We start from the raw sequence: 15,672 nt of genomic DNA, 5'->3' as shown, positions 1-15,672 counted from the left end.
TAAGACCCATCAGCGAGTGTCCTGCCTTACAGCCCCTCCCCCGGCACCCCCGGCAGCAGCCCCTCCGCCAGGAGCTCCGCCAGGTGCCGCGCCCGCCGCCCGCCCAGCTGCGCGATCTGGGTGCGGCACGAGAACCCGTCCGCCAGCACCGCGGCGTCGGGCGCGGCCGTGCGCAGCGACGGCAGCAGCTGTTCCTCGGCGCACGCCACCGAGACGGCGTGGTGGCCCGGCTCGAAGCCGAAGTTGCCCGCGAGGCCGCAGCAGCCGCCGCTGAGCTCCCCCGTCAGCCCGGCGCGTGCGCGCAGCCGCCGGTCGGCGGCGTCGCCGAGGACGGCGTGCTGGTGGCAGTGGGTCTGCCCGGCGACGGGCCGGTCCAGGCGGGGCGGGGTCCAGTGGGGGGCGTGCTCCTCCAGGGTCTCCGCGAAGGTGCGGACGGCCGCGGCGAGGCGGTGGGCGCGGGGGTCGTCGGGGAGGAGGGCCGGGAGGTCGGTGCGCAGGGCCGCCGCGCAGCTGGGTTCGAGGACCAGCACGGGTCCCCGTACCGCCCCCGTCGTGTCGAGGGTGTCCAGGGTGCGCCGGAGCACCGCGCGGGCGCGGTCCAGCCGGCCGGTGGAGACGTAGGTCAGCCCGCAGCACACCCGGCCCCCGGCGGGGACGGTGACGCCGAGGCCGGCCGCCGTGAGCACCCGGACGGCGGCCCGGCCGGCCTCGGGGGTGAAGTACTCGGTGAAGGTGTCGGGCCACAGGGTCACGTCCACCGCGGCCCCCGCCACGTCCACCCCGCCCCCGCCCGCACCGCCCGCCCCGCCCGCGGCCGTGCCGGGCCGCGCCCCCCACCACCGCGTGAACGGCACCCCCGCCACCGCCGGCAGGCTCCGCTCGCGGGCCAGCCCCGGGATCCGCAGGACGCGTCCGGCGGCGTTGACGGCGCCGGCCGCGCGCAGTGCGGCGATCAGCCGGAGCCAGGTGGGGAGGCCGCCCAGGGTGTAGTGCGAGAGCGGCCGGAGGCGGCAGGACCAGTGGCGGTGCAGGAACTCCGCCTTGTACGCGGCGACGTCCACGCCGACCGGGCAGTCGCCGCGGCAGCCCTTGCAGCCGAGGCAGAGGTCGAGGGCCTCGGCGACCTCCGGGGAGCGCCAGCCGCCGGTGATGACCTCCCCGGCCAGCATCTCGTGCAGCAGCCGGGCCCGGCCGCGCGTGGAGTGCCGCTCCTCGCCGGTGGCCCGGTACGACGGGCACATCACGCCCGGGCCGCCGGTGTCGGTGCCGCGGCACTTGGCGACGCCGACGCACCGCACCACCTCCTCCCCCAGCGCGGAACCGTTCGCCGCCACGGCGAACCGGAGGTTGTCGTCCAGCCGGGCCGGGCGGACCAGGATGCCGGGGTTCATGCCGCCCGCCGGGTCCCACACGTCCTTGTACGCCCCGAACAGCTCCATGACCCGTGGCCCGTACATGCGCGGCAGCAGTTCCGCGCGGGCCTGTCCGTCGCCGTGCTCCCCGGACAGGGAGCCGCCGTGGGCGACGACCAGGCCGGCCAGTTCCTCCGAGAAGGCCCGGAAGCGGGCCCGGCCCGCCGCCGAGACCAGGTCGAAGTCGATCCGGACGTGGACGCAGCCCTCCCCGAAGTGCCCGTACGGGGTTCCGTGCAGCCCGTGCCGTGCCAGCAGGGCCCGGAACTCCCGCAGGTAGGCGCCGAGCCGGGCGGGCGGGACGGCGCAGTCCTCCCATCCGGGCCAGGCCATCGCGCCGGAGGGGGCGCGGGTGGCGGTGCCGGCGGCGTCCTCGCGGATCCGCCAGAGGGCGCGCTGCGCGGCCGGGTCCGTGAGGAGGGCCGCGTCGAGCGCGTCGGCGTCGCGCAGCAGGCGCCGTCCGGCGTCCTCGTCGGGCATCTCCACGAAGAGCCAGGCCCTGCCGCGGGGGAGGCCGCGGGCGCCGCGCACGAGGTCCTCGGCCATGCCCTCGACGGTGAGCGGCCCGTGTCCGAGGAGTCCGGCGGCGGCGTCCGCGGCGGCGCTCTCGTCGGGGTATCCGAGTACCGCGAGGACCGGTGCGGGAGGCTGCTCGACGAGGCGCACCACTGCTTCGGTGACCACGCCGAGGGTGCCTTCGCTGCCGCAGAAGGCCCTCGCGAGCCGGGTTCCGTGTTCGGGGAGGAGGGCGTGGAGGCCGCCGTAGCCGGAGATGCGGCGGGAGAATGATCCGGCGGCGAGGCCGGTGCGGAGCACGGCGAGGTGGGTGTCGACGAGTTCCCGCAGTCCGGCGGGCGCGCCGGCCCAGCCCGTGCCGATCCGGTGGGGGGCGCCTCCGTAGCGGACCACCGTCAGCTCCTCGACGTTGTCGGCGGTGGTGCCCCAGGCGACGGAGTGGGCGCCGCACGCGTTGTTGCCGATCATCCCGCCGAGGGTGCAGCGGGAGTGGGTGGAGGGGTCGGGGCCGAAGGTGAGGCCGTGGGGGCGGGCCGCGTCGCGCAGCCGGTCGAGGACGAGCCCGGGCTGGACGACGGCCGTCCGGGCCGCCGGGTCGAGGGACACGAGGGCGTTCATGTGCCGGGTGAGGTCGAGCACGACGCCGGTGCCGGTGGCCTGTCCGGCGATGGAGGTGGCGCCGCCGCGCGGTACGACGGGCACGCCGGCGTCGGCGCAGATCCGCAGGGCGGCGGCCACGTCCTCGGTGTCGCGCGGGGCGACGACCCCGACGGGTACCCGTCGGTAGTTCGAGGCGTCCATGGTGGCGAGGGCCCGTGCGGCGGCGCCGAAGTCCACCTCCCCGCGCAGCTCTGCCCGCAATGTCCGCTGGAGTTCCCCGGTCGACGTCACGGCGCCCACCTTCCCACCGGTGCGGGGCGTCTCACCGGGTGGACGCGCCTCCGACGCCCGGTCCGGGACCCGATACGCTCCGCTCGTGGCTGAGATCCAGATTCCCGCTGACATCAAGCCCGCCGACGGTCGCTTCGGCGCGGGCCCCTCCAAGGTGCGGACCGAGGCGCTGGACGCCCTCGCCGCCACCGGTACCTCCCTGCTCGGCACCTCCCACCGCCAGGCCCCGGTCAAGAACCTGGTCGGCTCGGTGCGCCAGGGCCTCCGGGACCTCTTCTCCCTGCCCGAGGGTTACGAGGTGATCCTGGGCAACGGCGGCTCGACCGCCTTCTGGGACGTCGCGACCGCCGGTCTGATCGAGCGGAAGTCCCAGCACCTGACGTTCGGCGAGTTCTCGTCGAAGTTCGCCAAGGCGGCGAAGCTCGCGCCGTGGCTGGACGAGCCGACGGTGATCTCCTCGGAGCCGGGCACGCACCCGGAGCCGGTCGCCGAGGCGGGCGTGGACGTGTACGCGTACACGCACAACGAGACCTCGACGGGTGTCGCGGCGCCGGTGAAGCGCGTCGCGGGCGCGGACGCCGGGTCGCTCGTCCTGGTGGACGCGACGTCGGGCGCGGGCGGCCTCCCGGTGGACATCACCGAGACGGACGTCTACTACTTCGCCCCGCAGAAGTCCTTCGCCTCGGATGGCGGCCTGTGGCTGGCGGCGTTCTCCCCGGCCGCCCTGGAGCGGGCCGCGCGCGTGCACGCGTCGGGGCGGCACATCCCGGAGTTCTTCTCGCTGCCGACGGCGATCGACAACTCCCTGAAGAACCAGACGTACAACACCCCGGCGCTGTCCACCCTCTTCCTGCTGGACCAGCAGCTGGAGTGGATGAACTCGCAGGGCGGTCTGGAGTTCACGACGGGCCGTACGGCGGCCAGCGCGCGGAACCTGTACGGCTGGGCCGAGGCGTCGAAGTACGCGAGCCCGTTCGTGCAGGACGCCGGGAAGCGCTCCGCCGTCATCGGCACGATCGACTTCTCGGACGACATCGACGCGGCGGCGGTGGCGAAGGTGCTGCGCGCCAACGGCATCGTGGACACCGAGCCGTACCGCAAGCTGGGCCGCAACCAGCTGCGCATCGCGATGTTCCCGGCGATCGACCCGGCGGACGTGCAGGCGCTGACGGCCTGCATCGACTACGTGATCGAGCAGCTCTGACCTGACGGCTGACGGGCCCCGCCCGTCACACCGCCCGTACCTGTGGAGCCCCCGACGCCGTCCCGGCGCCGGGGGCTTCCGCGTTCCGGGCTGTCCCCCGCGCCGGGACTTTCGTCCCGAAATTCGGGGCAAAAACCCAGTAAACGGACGCCCATCACCCCGCTCCCACCTGCACGTCCACCCCGCGGGACCTTCGGCCCGCCCCTCCGGGCACCGGCCCGCGCCGGAAACCGAACACCCCGAATGCCCCTCTTGTCCGGTGTGCCGGGAACGACCCCCGGCCGGCCCGTTCCGTACAGCCCGTTCCGTACAGGAGGAACCCATGCGCAAGGCCCTCACCCTCACCGCCGTAGCCCTCACCACGTCCCTGGCCCTCGGCGGCGCCACCACCGCCTTCGCCGCCGGCACCCCCACCACCGCCCCCTCCCCCACCGCGAGCACGCACCCCGCCGCCTCCGCCCGCGTGGAGGTGCCCACCTCGCCCGTGAAGCCCGGCGACGCCATCAGCGTCACCGTGACCGCCCCGGCCGGCTCCCAGAACCTCGCCGTCTCCTCCGCCGCCCTCGGCGGCGTCCCGCTCACCCCGGGCAAGGACGGCGGCTGGAGCGCCACCGCCAAGGTCGCCGACGTCAAGGACGGCTCCTACGGCGTCTCCCTCACCGGCAGCGCCCCCGACGGCACCAAGCTCCAGGCGAGCACCCGGCTCACCGTGAAGAAGGGCGACGCCCCGAAGCCGCCCACCCCGGCCCCCTCCACGCTCCGCCTCTCCACCGACTTCGGCCGGCCCGGCGACAAGGTCACCGTCACCGTGAAGACCACCGCCAAGGACGCCCACGTGAAGTCCGGCGCCTTCGCCGGCGGCCGCGTCGACCTGAAGAACGACGGCCACGGCACCTTCACCGGCACCGCGACCGTCGCCAAGGACGTCAGGACCGGCTACTACGGGGTCGACGCCTTCGCGGGCGGCGAGAAGTTCGACACCGCCAAGTTCTCCGTCGAGGCCAAGGGCAACCCGGACGTGAAGCCGCTCCCGCTGAAGCCCTCCGAGCACAAGACTCCCAAGGGCTCCGTGAACACCGGCCAGGCCCCCGCCGATGCCTGAGACCGCCCCCTCCCGCTGCCAGGGCGGCCGCGCACGCCGCGCCGCCGCCCTGGCGGGGGCCCCGGCCCTCGCCCTGGCCCTGGCCCTGGCCACCGGCTGCTCGGCCGGCGCCGCGGCGCACGGGACCACCCCGAGAACCCCCACACCCCGGACGGCGGCCTCCGTCCTGCCCCCGTCCGTCCCCGACCGGATCGAGATCCCCGGCATCGGGGTCGACGCCCCGCTCGACGCCGTCGGCCTCGACGCCCAGGGCGTCATGCGGGAACCGGACTTCGCCAGACCGGACGACGCCGCCTGGTACGAGCAGGGCCCCACCCCCGGCGAGGCCGGCGCGGCCGCGATCGTCGGGCACATGGACACCCCGCAGGCCCCCGAGGCCGTCTTCCACAACCTCAAGACCCTGCGGAAGGGCCAGCAGATCGAGGTCCACCGCACCGACGGCACCACCGCCGTCTTCACCGTCGACTCCGTCGACACCTTCAAGAAGGACGCCTTCCCCACCGGCAAGGTCTACGGCGACACCCACGGCAAGGCCGAACTCCGCCTGATCACCTGCGGCGGCGACCTCACCGCCGACCGCCACTGGGACTCCAACGTCGTCGTGTTCGCCCACCTCACGGGCAAGGCGTAGCCCACCACGCGATACCTTCAGCACTCCAGAGGAGTACGCGGTACAGCGTGGAGGCATGCGGCGTGAACGTGCGAGTGACGGCGGCCGGGAGCGGCATGGACCCCTTCAGCACCGCCCGGCTGCGGAGGGCGGTGCTCGACGCGTGGGGCGCGGGCCCGGCCCGGTTCCGCGAGGACGCCAACGCCGAGGAGGACCTCGCGCTCGGCGGCTACCGGGACCGGCTCGTCGTCGAGCTGGCCCAGAACGCCGCCGACGCCGCCGCCCGCGCCAAGGTCCCCGGCCGGCTGCGCCTGACCCTGCACCCCGCCGGACCCGACGGCCCCGCCGTGCTGGCCGCCGCCAACACCGGGGCCCCGCTGGACGCGACGGGCGTCGAGTCGCTGAGCACCCTGCGCGCCTCTGCCAAGCGGGAGAACGACCAGGGCTCCGTGGGCCGCTTCGGCGTCGGCTTCGCCGCCGTGCTGGCCGTCTCCGACGAGCCGGCGGTGCTCGGCCGCCACGGCGGCGTCCGCTGGTCCCTCGCCGAGGCACGCGAGCTGGCCCGCGAGGCCGCGGCCTTCAGCCCCGGCCTCGGGGACGAACTCCGCCGCCGCGACGGCCACGTACCGCTGCTGCGGCTGCCGCTGCCCGCCGAGGGCACCGCCCCCGAGGGCTACGACACCGTCGTCGTCCTCCCGCTGCGCGACGCCGCCGCCGAGGACCTCGCCGAACGCCTGCTGGCCGGCATCGACGACGCCCTGCTGCTGACCCTGCCCGGGCTGCGCGAGGTCGTCATCGAAACCCCCTCCTCCGGACACCGCGTCCTGTTCCGGCGCATGGACGGCCCGTACACCGTCATCGAGGACTCCGCCTCCGGCACCCACCGCTGGCGCACCGTACGCCACACCGGCCCCATCGACCCCGCCCTCCTCGCCGACCGGCCCGTCGAGGAACGGCTGCGGCCCGACTGGACGGTCACCTGGGCCGCCCCCGTCGACCCCGACGGCGCCCCCGTACGCCCCCGCACCGCGCCCGTCGTGCACGCCCCGACCCCCACCGACGAGCCCCTCGGCGTCCCCGCCCTGCTCATCGCCTCCCTGCCGCTGGACACCACCCGCCGCCACCCGGCGCCCGGACCGCTGACCGACTTCCTCGTCGAGCGCGCCGCCGACGCCTACGCCGAACTCCTGGGCGCCTGGGAGCCGGTGAGCACCGCCCTGGTCGACCTCGTGCCCGGCCCGCTCGGCGCGAGCCCGCTCGACGGCGCCCTGCGCGCCGCCGTCCTCCAGCGGCTGCCCCGCACCGCGTTCCTCGCCCCGGCCGCGCCCACGGAGGAACTCCCGTCGCTGCGGCCCTTCGAGGCCGAGGTCGTGGAGGGCGCCGGCGCCGACACCGTACGCGTCCTCGCGGAGGTCCTCCCGACGCTGCTGCCCGCCGGGCTGGAACGCCGCCCCGAGCTGCGCACCCTGGGCGTGGGCCGGCTGCCGCTCGGCGAGGCCATCGAGCGGATCGCCGGCATCGAGCGCACCCCGCAGTGGTGGCACCGCCTCTACGACACCCTGGCCGGGGTGGACCCCGACCGGCTCTCGGGCCTGCCCGTGCCGCTCGCCGACGGCCGCACCACCATCGGCCCGCGCCACGTCCTGCTGCCCGGCCCCGACACCCCCGCCGATCTGGCCCGCCTCGGCCTGAAGGTGGCCCACCCGGACGCCGCGCACCCGCTGCTGGAGAAGCTGGGCGCGCTCCCCGCCACCGCGCGCGCCGTCCTGACGACCCCGCAGGTCCGTGCCGCCGTGGCCGCCTCCCTGGACGCCGGCGAGGTCTGGGACGAGGACGCGCCGGACCCGGAGGAGCTCGCCGACACCGTCCTGAACCTGGTCCGCGCGGCCGGCCTGGCCCCGGGCGAGGAGCCCTGGCTGGGCGCGCTGGCCCTGCCCGACGAGGACGGGGAACTCGCCCCGGCCGGGGAGCTGCTGCTCGCCGGGAGCCCGCTGGCGTCGGTGCTGCGCGAGGACGAGGTCCCGTACCTGGACGCCGAGTTCGCCGCCCGCTGGGACGCGGACACGCTGGCCGCGTGCGGGGTGCTGACCGCCTTCCAGCTGGTCCGCGCCACCGACGTGGTCCTCGACCCGGACGAACTGGAGCCCCGCGAGGGTGACTTCGCCGAGCCCGACGACGCCGGCCTGCTGGACGCCGTCGACGTGTGGTGCGAGGACCTGCTCGACCAGTTCCCCGACACCCCGGTGCCGCCGGTGGCCACCGAGCTGATCGCCGTGCGGGACCTGGACCTCGTCGACGACGACCGCTGGCCGCAGGCGCTGGCGATGCTGGCGCAGCCGCCGCTGCGCGACGCCCTGACCCAGCCGGTGCGGATCCTGCTGCCGGACGGCACCACGCGGTCGGTGCGCTCGTACACCGCCTGGTGGCTGCGCGACCACCCGGTGCTGGACGGTCGCCGCCCGGCCGGTCTGCGGGCGGCGGGCGGCGACCCGCTGCTGGCGGGCCTGTACACCCCGGCGGACGCGACGGGCTTTGAGGACGAGCAGGTGCTGCGGGCCCTGGGCGTACGCACGTCCGTGCGCGCCCTGCTGGAGGAGCCCGGCGGCGCGGCCGAGCTCCTGTCCCGCCTCGCCGACCCGGACCGGGAGGTCACCGGGCACCAGCTGCACGGCCTGTACGGGGCGCTGGCCGACCTGGACCCGGAGCAGGTGACGCTGCCGGACGAGCTGCGGGCGGTGGTGGACGGCGAGGTGGTCGTGGTGGACGCGGCCGACGCGGTCGTCGCGGACGCCCCCGACCTGCTCCCGCTGACGGCGGGCCTGCCCCTGCTGCCGGTCTCCCCGTCCCGTGCGGGGGACCTGGCGGACCTGTTCCAGGTGCGCCGCCTGTCGGAGACGGTCCCGGCGGAGGTGACGACGCCGGGCGAGGAGCACGAGGTCCCGGAGTCGGTGCGGATCCTGCTGGGCCCGACGACCCCGGCGACGTACGTGGAGCACGAGGAGCTGGTGGCGGGCGGCACGGAGCTGGACTGGCGGCTCACCCCGGACGGGGTGCTGCACGCGGCGACCCTGGAGGGCGTGGCGGCGGGTCTGGCCTGGTCGGCGTCGCAGTGGCCGCGCCGCTTCGAGGTGGCGGCCCTGCTGGAGGACCCGTCACGGACGGCGGAACTGGCCCGGGACCGCTGGTTCGACTGACCGCTAGGCGGGCAAGCGGCGGTCCACCCACCGGAAGGTGAACTCGATCGCGGCGGAGGCTGCCGCCGCGATGGCGACCGCGATCCACGGCATGGTCACGCCCTCCAGCTTGAGCTGGAAGAAGTCCTGGAGCCAGGGCACGACGAGGACGACGAGGAAGGCGGCGCCCATCGCGCCGACCAGGGCGACGCGCCACCACGTGTAGGGGCGGGCGATGATCGCGAGGACCCACATGGAGGTCAGGAACAGGGTGAGGGTGGCGGCGCTGGTCTCGGCCTTGAGGGAGTCGGGTCCGCTGTAGTGGGCGCGGGCGATCAGGTAGGTGACGAAGGTGGCGACGGCCGCGATGGTGCCGCCGGGGATCGCGTAGCGCATCACCCGTTTCACGAAGTGCGGCCTGGCGCGTTCCTTGTTGGGGGCGAGCGCCAGGAAGAAGGCCGGGATGCCGATGGTGAGGGTGGACAGCAGGGTGAGGTGGCGCGGCAGGAAGGGGTATTCGACCTGCGCGCACACCACCAGGACGGCCAGCAGCACCGAGTAGACCGTCTTGGTGAGGAAGAGGGTCGCGACGCGGGTGATGTTACCGATGACCCGGCGGCCCTCGGCGACCACCGACGGGAGGGTGGCGAAGCTGTTGTTGAGCAGCACGATCTGGGCGACGGCCCTCGTCGCCTCGGAGCCGGAGCCCATGCTGACGCCGATGTCGGCGTCCTTGAGGGCGAGGACGTCGTTGACGCCGTCGCCGGTCATGGCGACGGTGTGGCCGTTGGACTGGAGGGCGCCGACCATGTCCCGCTTCTGCTGGGGGGTGACGCGGCCGAAGACGGAGTTCCCGTCGAGGACCTGGGCCATCTCGGCGCGCTCGGCGGGCAGCTCGCGGGCGTCGACGGTGTGGTGCGCGCCGGGCAGGCCGAGCTTGCCGGCGACGGCGCCGACGGAGACGGCGTTGTCGCCGGAGATGACCTTGGCCTTGACGTTCTGCTCGTCGAAGTAGCGCAGGGTGTCGGCGGCGTCGGGGCGCAGCCGCTGTTCGAGGACGACGAGGGCGGTGGGGCGTACGCCGGTGGCGACGGCGGGGTCGTCGAGTTCGCGGGCGGAGCGGGCCAGCAGGAGGACCCGTAGGCCTTGTTCGTTGAGGCCGTTGATCTCGTCGAGGGCGGGGTCGCCGGCGGGGAGGAGCACGTCGGGGGCGCCGAGCAGCCAGGTGTTGTTCTCGCCGTCGCCCTCGCTGAAGCTGGCGCCGCTGTACTTGCGGGCGGAGGAGAAGGGCAGGGATTCGGTGCAGCGCCACTCGGTGCTGTCGGGGTAGGCGTCGATGATGGCCTGGAGGCTGGCGTTGGGCCGGGGGTCGGATTCGCCGAGGGCGCCGAGGACCTTCTCGACGTAGGCGGTCTCCGCTCCGCCGAGCGGGCGCAGCTCGGTGACGTCCATGCCGCCTTCGGTGAGGGTGCCGGTCTTGTCGAGGCAGACGACGTCGACGCGGGCGAGGCCCTCGATGGCGGGGAGTTCCTGGACGAGGCACTGTTTGCGGCCGAGCCGGATGACTCCGATGGCGAAGGCGACGGAGGTGAGGAGGACGAGTCCCTCGGGGATCATCGGGACGATGCCGCCGACGGTGCGGGCGATGGAGTCCTTGAGGTTGGATTCCTTCACGACGAGCTGGCTGATGATCAGGCCGATGGAGGTCGGGATCATCATCCAGGTGACGTACTTGAGGATGGTGGAGATGCCGGAGCGCAGCTCGGAGTGGACGAGGGTGAAGCGGGAGGCCTCTTCGGCGAGCTGGGCGGCGTAGGCCTCGCGGCCGACCTTGGTGGCGGTGAAGGCGCCGCCGCCGGCGACGACGAAGGAGCCGGACATGACCTGGTCGCCGGGCTTCTTCAGGACGGGGTCGGCTTCGCCGGTGAGGAGGGACTCGTCGATCTCCAGTCCGTCGGCCTCGCCGACGAGGCCGTCGACGACGACCTTGTCGCCGGGTCCGAGTTCGATGACGTCGTCGAGGACGATCTCGGAGGTGGAGACCTCGGCGGTGGTGCCGTCGCGGCGGACGCCGGGTTTGGCCTCGCCGATGACGGCGAGGCCGTCGAGGGTCTTCTTGGCGCGGAGTTCCTGGATGATGCCGATGCCGGTGTTCGCGATGATCACGAAGCCGAAGAGGCTGTCCTGGATGGGCGCGACGATCAGCATGATCACCCAGAGGACGCCGATGATGGCGTTGAAGCGGGTGAAGACGTTGGCCCGGACGATGTCGGCGGTGGAGCGGGAGGAGCGGACGGGGACGTCGTTGACGTCGCCGCGCGCGACGCGTTCGGCGACCTCGGCGGTGCTGAGGCCGGCCGGCTTGAAGCGGGGGGCGGGGGGGTTCACCGGGTGTACGGGGTCGAGCTCGGCGCCCGCGTCGATGGCGGCGCCGCCGGCCCGTTCCGGCCCGTCTTGGTCGATCCTCGCCCGCTGCGTCATGTTTTCGACGGTAAGGGCGGTTCGAACGGTTCACCCGCCGAGCGGTCGGAAGATCCGACTTCAGGATGACCCGAATCGTCCCGAGGTCGCCCGCCCCGGGTCAGTCCTGTGCGGCGGGACCCGGCTCCCCGTGGGCGGCAGCGGCAGCGGCGTGACGCTTGAGGGCGGCGTCGCGGCCGCGGACGTACCAGATGCCGATCAGGCCGAGGCCGCCGCCGGCGGCGCAGGTCCACACCCACCACAGCAGGTCGCGGTCGGCGAACCAGCCGTAGAAGGGCAGCTGGACGAGGAACATGGCGAACCAGAGGATCGTGCCGCCGGTGATGGTGGCGACAACCGGGCCCTCCAGGGGCTCGGGCGCCTCGTGCTTCGCAGTCCACTTCGCCATGGGGTCAAGTCTAGGTGGCCGATTTCGGGTCTACGCGCGGAGATGGACGGCCCTTCGTTCATGTGTTCATACTGAAACGGTTTGTCTACGACCGGATTCGTTCGTATGAACCGCCCAATAGACCCGTTTGAGGACCGCATGAGCACCTCGGCACCCGCCGCGGCCCCCACCACCGGCCTGGACCGGTACTTCAAGATCTCCGAGCGCGGCTCGACCGTCGCCCGCGAGGTCCGGGGCGGCTTCGCCACCTTCTTCGCGATGGCCTACATCATCGTGCTGAACCCGATCATCCTGGGCAGCGCGAAGGACATGTACGGGCACCAGCTCGACGGCGGCCAGCTCGTCACCGCCACCGTCCTGACGGCAGCCTTCTCCACGCTCCTCATGGGGGTCATCGGCAACGTCCCGATCGCCCTGGCCGCCGGCCTCGGCGTCAACACCGTCGTGGCCCTCCAGCTGGCCCCGCGCATGAGCTGGCCCGACGCCATGGGCATGGTCGTCCTCGCCGGCTTCGTCGTGATGCTGCTGGTCGCCACCGGCCTGCGCGAGCGCGTCATGAACGCCGTCCCGCAGGGCCTGCGCAAGGGCATCGCGATCGGCATCGGCCTGTTCATCATGCTGATCGGCCTGGTCGACTCCGGCTTCGTCACCCGCATCCCGGACGCCGCCCACACCACGGTGCCGCTCCAGCTCGGCAGCGACGGCCACCTGCACGGCTGGCCCGTCCTCGTCTTCGTCGTCGGCGTGCTGCTCACGCTCGCCCTGCTCATCCGCAAGACGCCCGGCGCGATCCTGATCTCCATCGTCGTGATGACCGTCGTCGCGGTCGCCGTGCAGCTCATCGCCGACCTGCCGGACCTCGCCTGGGGCCTGACCGTCCCGCAGTGGCCCGGCAACCCGGTCGCCGCACCGGACTTCGGGCTCGTCGGCCAGGTCAGCCTCTTCGGCGGCTTCGGCAAGGTCGGCTTCCTCACCGGCGCCCTGTTCGTCTTCACCGTCCTGCTGTCCTGCTTCTTCGACGCGATGGGCACCATCCTCGGCGTCGGCGACGAGGCCAAGCTGACCAGGTCGGACGGCACCTTCCCCGGGATCAACCGGGTCCTGCTCATCGACGGCCTGGCCGTCGCCTCCGGCGGCGCCACCTCGTCCTCCGCCACCACCTGCTTCGTGGAGTCCACGGCGGGCGTCGGCGAGGGCGCCCGCACGGGCCTGGCCAACGTGGTGACCGGCGCCCTCTTCACCGTCTCGCTCTTCCTGACCCCGCTCGCCACGATGGTCCCCTCGCAGGCCGCCACCCCCGCGCTCGTCGCGGTCGGCTTCCTGATCCTGGCGGGCTCGGTCCGGGACATCGACTGGAGCGACTTCACCATCGCCGTCCCGGCCTTCATGGCCATGGTGATGATGCCCTTCACCTACTCGATCACCAACGGCATCGGCATCGGCTTCATCACCTTCGCCGTGCTGCGGCTGGCGACGGGCCGGGGCCGCGAGGTCCCGGCCGCCATGTACGCCGTCTCCGCGGTCTTCGTCTTCTACTACGCGATGCCGGCCCTCGGCCTCACGTGAGCCCGTAGAACTTCTCCGTCTCGTCGACGGCGGCCTTGAACCGCTCGTCGAAGTCATCGCGAATGAGCGTCCGGACCACATAGTCCTGGACGCTCATTCCGCGTTTGGCGGCATGGTGCCGGAGCCGCTCCAGCAGCTCCCCGTCTATGCGCATGCTCAGCACATGTGTCCCCATGCCCGAAAGAGTCGGGCCAGAGGGCGCTCACGCGTGTCACTTTCCGCCGCGCACTCACCCGTACGAGTGAGATCGAAACCGTTTTTCCTTAGACAGAGTAATGAGTTATTCTAAAGACATGCATGACCTCTCCCATGGCGACGACGCCGCCGCCGTGAACGATCTGCGCTCCGCCGTGATGCGGCTGGGCCGGCGCCTGAAGCATCAGCGCGTCGACGAATCGCTCAGCCCGACCGAGATGTCGGTGCTCGGCACCCTCGCCCGCTGCGGCCACGCCACCCCCGGCGAGCTGGCCCGGCGCGAGCACGTCCAGCCCCCGTCGATGACCCGCATCGTCGCGCTGCTGGAAGCCAAGGGACTGGTCACGCTGGAGCCGCACCCCGAGGACCGCCGCCAGAAGGTGGTCCGCCAGACCGAGGAGGCCGAGACGATGCTCGAAGAGAGCCGTCGCAAGCGCAACGCCTTCCTGGCCGGGCTCGCGGCCGAGCTCACCGAGGACGAATGGGCCAAGCTCCGCGCGGCCGCACCCGTCCTGGAGAAGCTCGCCCACCTGTAGGAACGACGCCAGGAGGCGAACGCTTTTGAGTACGGGAACCGGAGCAGACTCCGCACCCGGCCATACATCCACCACTACCACCACCGCGAGCGGGAACTCCATGTTCAGCTCGCTGAAGATCCGGAACTACCGGCTCTTCGCCACCGGCCAGGTCGTCTCGAACACGGGCACCTGGATGCAGCGCATCGCGCAGGACTGGCTGGTCCTCTCCCTGACCGGCTCCGCGTCCGCCGTCGGCGTCACCATCGCCCTGCAGTTCCTGCCGATGCTGCTCTTCGGGCTCTACGGAGGCGTACTCGCCGACCGGCTGCCCAAGCGGCCGCTGCTGATCGCCACCCAGAGCGCGATGGGCCTCACCGGCATCGCACTCGCCGCGCTGACCCTGGCCGGCGACGTCCAGGTCTGGCACGTCTACCTCGCCGCCTTCCTGATCGGCCTGGTCACCGTCGTGGACAACCCGGCCCGGCAGACGTTCGTCTCCGAGATGGTCGGCCCCGCGCAGCTCGCCAACGCCGTCAGCCTGAACTCCGCGAACTTCCAGTCCGCGCGGCTGGTCGGCCCGGCGATCGCCGGCGTGCTCATCACCGCCGTCGGCTCCGGCTGGGCCTTCCTGCTCAACGGCCTCTCCTTCGCCGCGCCCATCGCGGGCCTCCTGCTGATGCGCACGCGCGAACTGCACCCCGTCACCCCGCAGCCGCGCGCCAAGGGACAGCTGCGCGAAGGCCTGCGCTACGTCGCGGGCCGGCCCGAGCTGGTCTGGCCGATCGTGCTGGTGGGCTTCATCGGCACCTTCGGGTTCAACTTCCCGATCTGGCTGTCGGCCTTCACCGACGACGTCTTCCACGGCGACGCGGGCACCTACGGGCTGTTCAACACGCTCATCGCGGCCGGCTCCCTGGCCGGCGCCCTGCTGGCGGCCCGCCGAGGACACTCCCGCCTGCGGCTGCTGGTGACGGCGGCGGCGCTCTTCTCGGTCCTGCTGCTGGTCACCGCGTTCGCGCCGGGCTTCTGGCTGTTCGCGGTGCTGCTGGTGCCGATCGGGATGTTCGGGCTGACCGTCAACGTCGTGGCGAACTCCAGCGTCCAGATGGCCACCGACCCCGAGATGCGGGGGCGGGTGATGGCCCTGTTCATGATGGTGTTCACCGGCGGCACCCCGGTCGGTGCCCCGCTCGTCGGCTGGATCACGGACACGTACGGGGCGCGGCTCGGCATGGCCGCGGGCGGCCTGATCTCCCTCGCCGCGGCGGTGGCGGTCGGCCTGGTCCTGTCCCGCGTGGGCAACCTCCGGCTCCGCCTGAACCGCCACGGCGTCGTCTTCGTCCCGGCCGTGGCGCGCCGCGAACTGGCCCCCGCCGCGTAAACCCTGGCCGGGCGGGGGCGGCGGCCCGCTGCGCGGAGCTGTCCCCTACCCGCCCTTCCCCCGTTCCCAGGGGCGCCGCCCCTGACCCCGCGCCTCAAACGCCGGCGGGGCTGGAAGAACGGGGCTCCGCCCCGGTGCGCTCAAACGCCGCGCGGGCTGGACGTATCCAGCCTCGCCGGCGTTTGAGGCGCGGGGGTCTGGGGGCGGAGCCCCCAGGGGGTCCGGGGCGCAGCCC

General features: G+C 73.4%; 11 protein-coding genes. 7 read left to right on the top strand and 4 right to left on the bottom strand.

Annotated elements, in window-relative coordinates; translation table 11 throughout:
- Positions 1-26 precede the first annotated feature (26 nt).
- A complete protein-coding gene (locus tag D1J60_RS19470; RefSeq protein WP_125821947.1) occupies positions 27-2,933 on the bottom strand; it encodes an FAD-binding and (Fe-S)-binding domain-containing protein in 2,907 nt (968 codons plus the stop codon).
- On the opposite strand from D1J60_RS19470, the gene serC reads away from it, so the two are divergent.
- The 4 genes from serC (at position 2,905) to D1J60_RS19450 (ending at position 8,929) form a co-directional block, all read left to right on the top strand.
- Positions 2,905-4,023 (top strand): phosphoserine transaminase, encoded by a 1,119-nt coding sequence (gene serC, locus D1J60_RS19465; RefSeq protein WP_125821946.1) that lies wholly within the window; start codon positions 2,905-2,907, stop codon positions 4,021-4,023. The genes D1J60_RS19470 and serC overlap by 29 nt on opposite strands.
- A gap of 322 nt (positions 4,024-4,345) precedes the next feature.
- Entirely contained in the window at positions 4,346-5,125 is a 780-nt protein-coding gene (locus D1J60_RS37715; RefSeq protein ID WP_125821945.1) for a hypothetical protein, read from the top strand.
- Complete coding sequence (locus D1J60_RS19455) at positions 5,118-5,756, top strand: class F sortase (protein WP_125821944.1); 639 nt, start codon at positions 5,118-5,120, stop codon at positions 5,754-5,756. The genes D1J60_RS37715 and D1J60_RS19455 overlap by 8 nt, the downstream gene beginning before the upstream one ends.
- Before the next feature lie 95 nt (positions 5,757-5,851).
- Entirely contained in the window at positions 5,852-8,929 is a 3,078-nt protein-coding gene (locus D1J60_RS19450; RefSeq protein ID WP_125824099.1) for a molecular chaperone Hsp90, read from the top strand.
- 3 nt (positions 8,930-8,932) lie between these two features.
- On the opposite strand, the gene D1J60_RS19445 is transcribed toward D1J60_RS19450, so the two are convergent.
- Positions 8,933-11,389: a cation-translocating P-type ATPase gene (locus tag D1J60_RS19445; protein WP_125821943.1), complete on the bottom strand. Its 2,457-nt coding sequence runs from the start codon at positions 11,387-11,389 to the stop codon at positions 8,933-8,935.
- A gap of 100 nt (positions 11,390-11,489) precedes the next feature.
- The gene (locus tag D1J60_RS19440) at positions 11,490-11,777 is read right to left on the bottom strand and encodes a DUF2530 domain-containing protein (RefSeq protein WP_125821942.1); all 288 of its coding nucleotides are present in this window, start codon (positions 11,775-11,777) and stop codon (positions 11,490-11,492) included.
- A 138-nt stretch (positions 11,778-11,915) separates the two neighbouring features.
- Between D1J60_RS19440 and D1J60_RS19435 the strand changes: the two genes are divergently transcribed.
- Positions 11,916-13,343 carry an NCS2 family permease gene (locus D1J60_RS19435; RefSeq protein WP_125821941.1) on the top strand — a complete coding sequence of 476 codons (1,428 nt, stop codon included), beginning with the start codon at positions 11,916-11,918 and terminating at the stop codon, positions 13,341-13,343.
- On the opposite strand, the gene D1J60_RS19430 is transcribed toward D1J60_RS19435, so the two are convergent.
- Positions 13,336-13,518 (bottom strand): hypothetical protein, encoded by a 183-nt coding sequence (locus D1J60_RS19430; RefSeq protein ID WP_007265601.1) that lies wholly within the window; start codon positions 13,516-13,518, stop codon positions 13,336-13,338. The genes D1J60_RS19435 and D1J60_RS19430 overlap by 8 nt on opposite strands.
- A gap of 118 nt (positions 13,519-13,636) precedes the next feature.
- On the opposite strand from D1J60_RS19430, the gene D1J60_RS19425 reads away from it, so the two are divergent.
- Both D1J60_RS19425 and D1J60_RS19420 read left to right on the top strand, forming a co-directional pair.
- Positions 13,637-14,074, top strand: coding sequence for a MarR family transcriptional regulator (locus tag D1J60_RS19425; RefSeq protein ID WP_125603236.1), 438 nt, complete (start codon positions 13,637-13,639; stop codon positions 14,072-14,074).
- Positions 14,075-14,099: 25 nt separating this feature from the next.
- Complete coding sequence (locus tag D1J60_RS19420) at positions 14,100-15,437, top strand: MFS transporter (RefSeq protein ID WP_125821940.1); 1,338 nt, start codon at positions 14,100-14,102, stop codon at positions 15,435-15,437.
- The last annotated feature ends 235 nt before the right edge of the window (positions 15,438-15,672 follow it).

Origin of the sequence: Streptomyces sp. W1SF4 (assembly GCF_003950035.1) — a bacterium.
In the GTDB taxonomy this organism is placed as follows: Bacteria; Actinomycetota; Actinomycetes; order Streptomycetales; family Streptomycetaceae; genus Streptomyces; species Streptomyces racemochromogenes.
This window is presented reverse-complemented; position numbering and strand designations above follow the sequence as displayed.

Coding starts and splice junctions, on each gene's coding strand:
- D1J60_RS19470 (WP_125821947.1), bottom strand. CDS start 2,933: ATGTCAGCGGGAATCTGGATCTCAGCCACGAGCGGAGCGTATCGGGTC.
- D1J60_RS37715 (WP_125821945.1), top strand. CDS start 4,346: ATGCGCAAGGCCCTCACCCTCACCGCCGTAGCCCTCACCACGTCCCTG.
- D1J60_RS19455 (WP_125821944.1), top strand. CDS start 5,118: ATGCCTGAGACCGCCCCCTCCCGCTGCCAGGGCGGCCGCGCACGCCGC.
- D1J60_RS19450 (WP_125824099.1), top strand. CDS start 5,852: ATGGACCCCTTCAGCACCGCCCGGCTGCGGAGGGCGGTGCTCGACGCG.
- D1J60_RS19445 (WP_125821943.1), bottom strand. CDS start 11,389: ATGACGCAGCGGGCGAGGATCGACCAAGACGGGCCGGAACGGGCCGGC.
- D1J60_RS19440 (WP_125821942.1), bottom strand. CDS start 11,777: ATGGCGAAGTGGACTGCGAAGCACGAGGCGCCCGAGCCCCTGGAGGGC.
- D1J60_RS19435 (WP_125821941.1), top strand. CDS start 11,916: ATGAGCACCTCGGCACCCGCCGCGGCCCCCACCACCGGCCTGGACCGG.
- D1J60_RS19430 (WP_007265601.1), bottom strand. CDS start 13,518: ATGGGGACACATGTGCTGAGCATGCGCATAGACGGGGAGCTGCTGGAG.
- D1J60_RS19425 (WP_125603236.1), top strand. CDS start 13,637: ATGCATGACCTCTCCCATGGCGACGACGCCGCCGCCGTGAACGATCTG.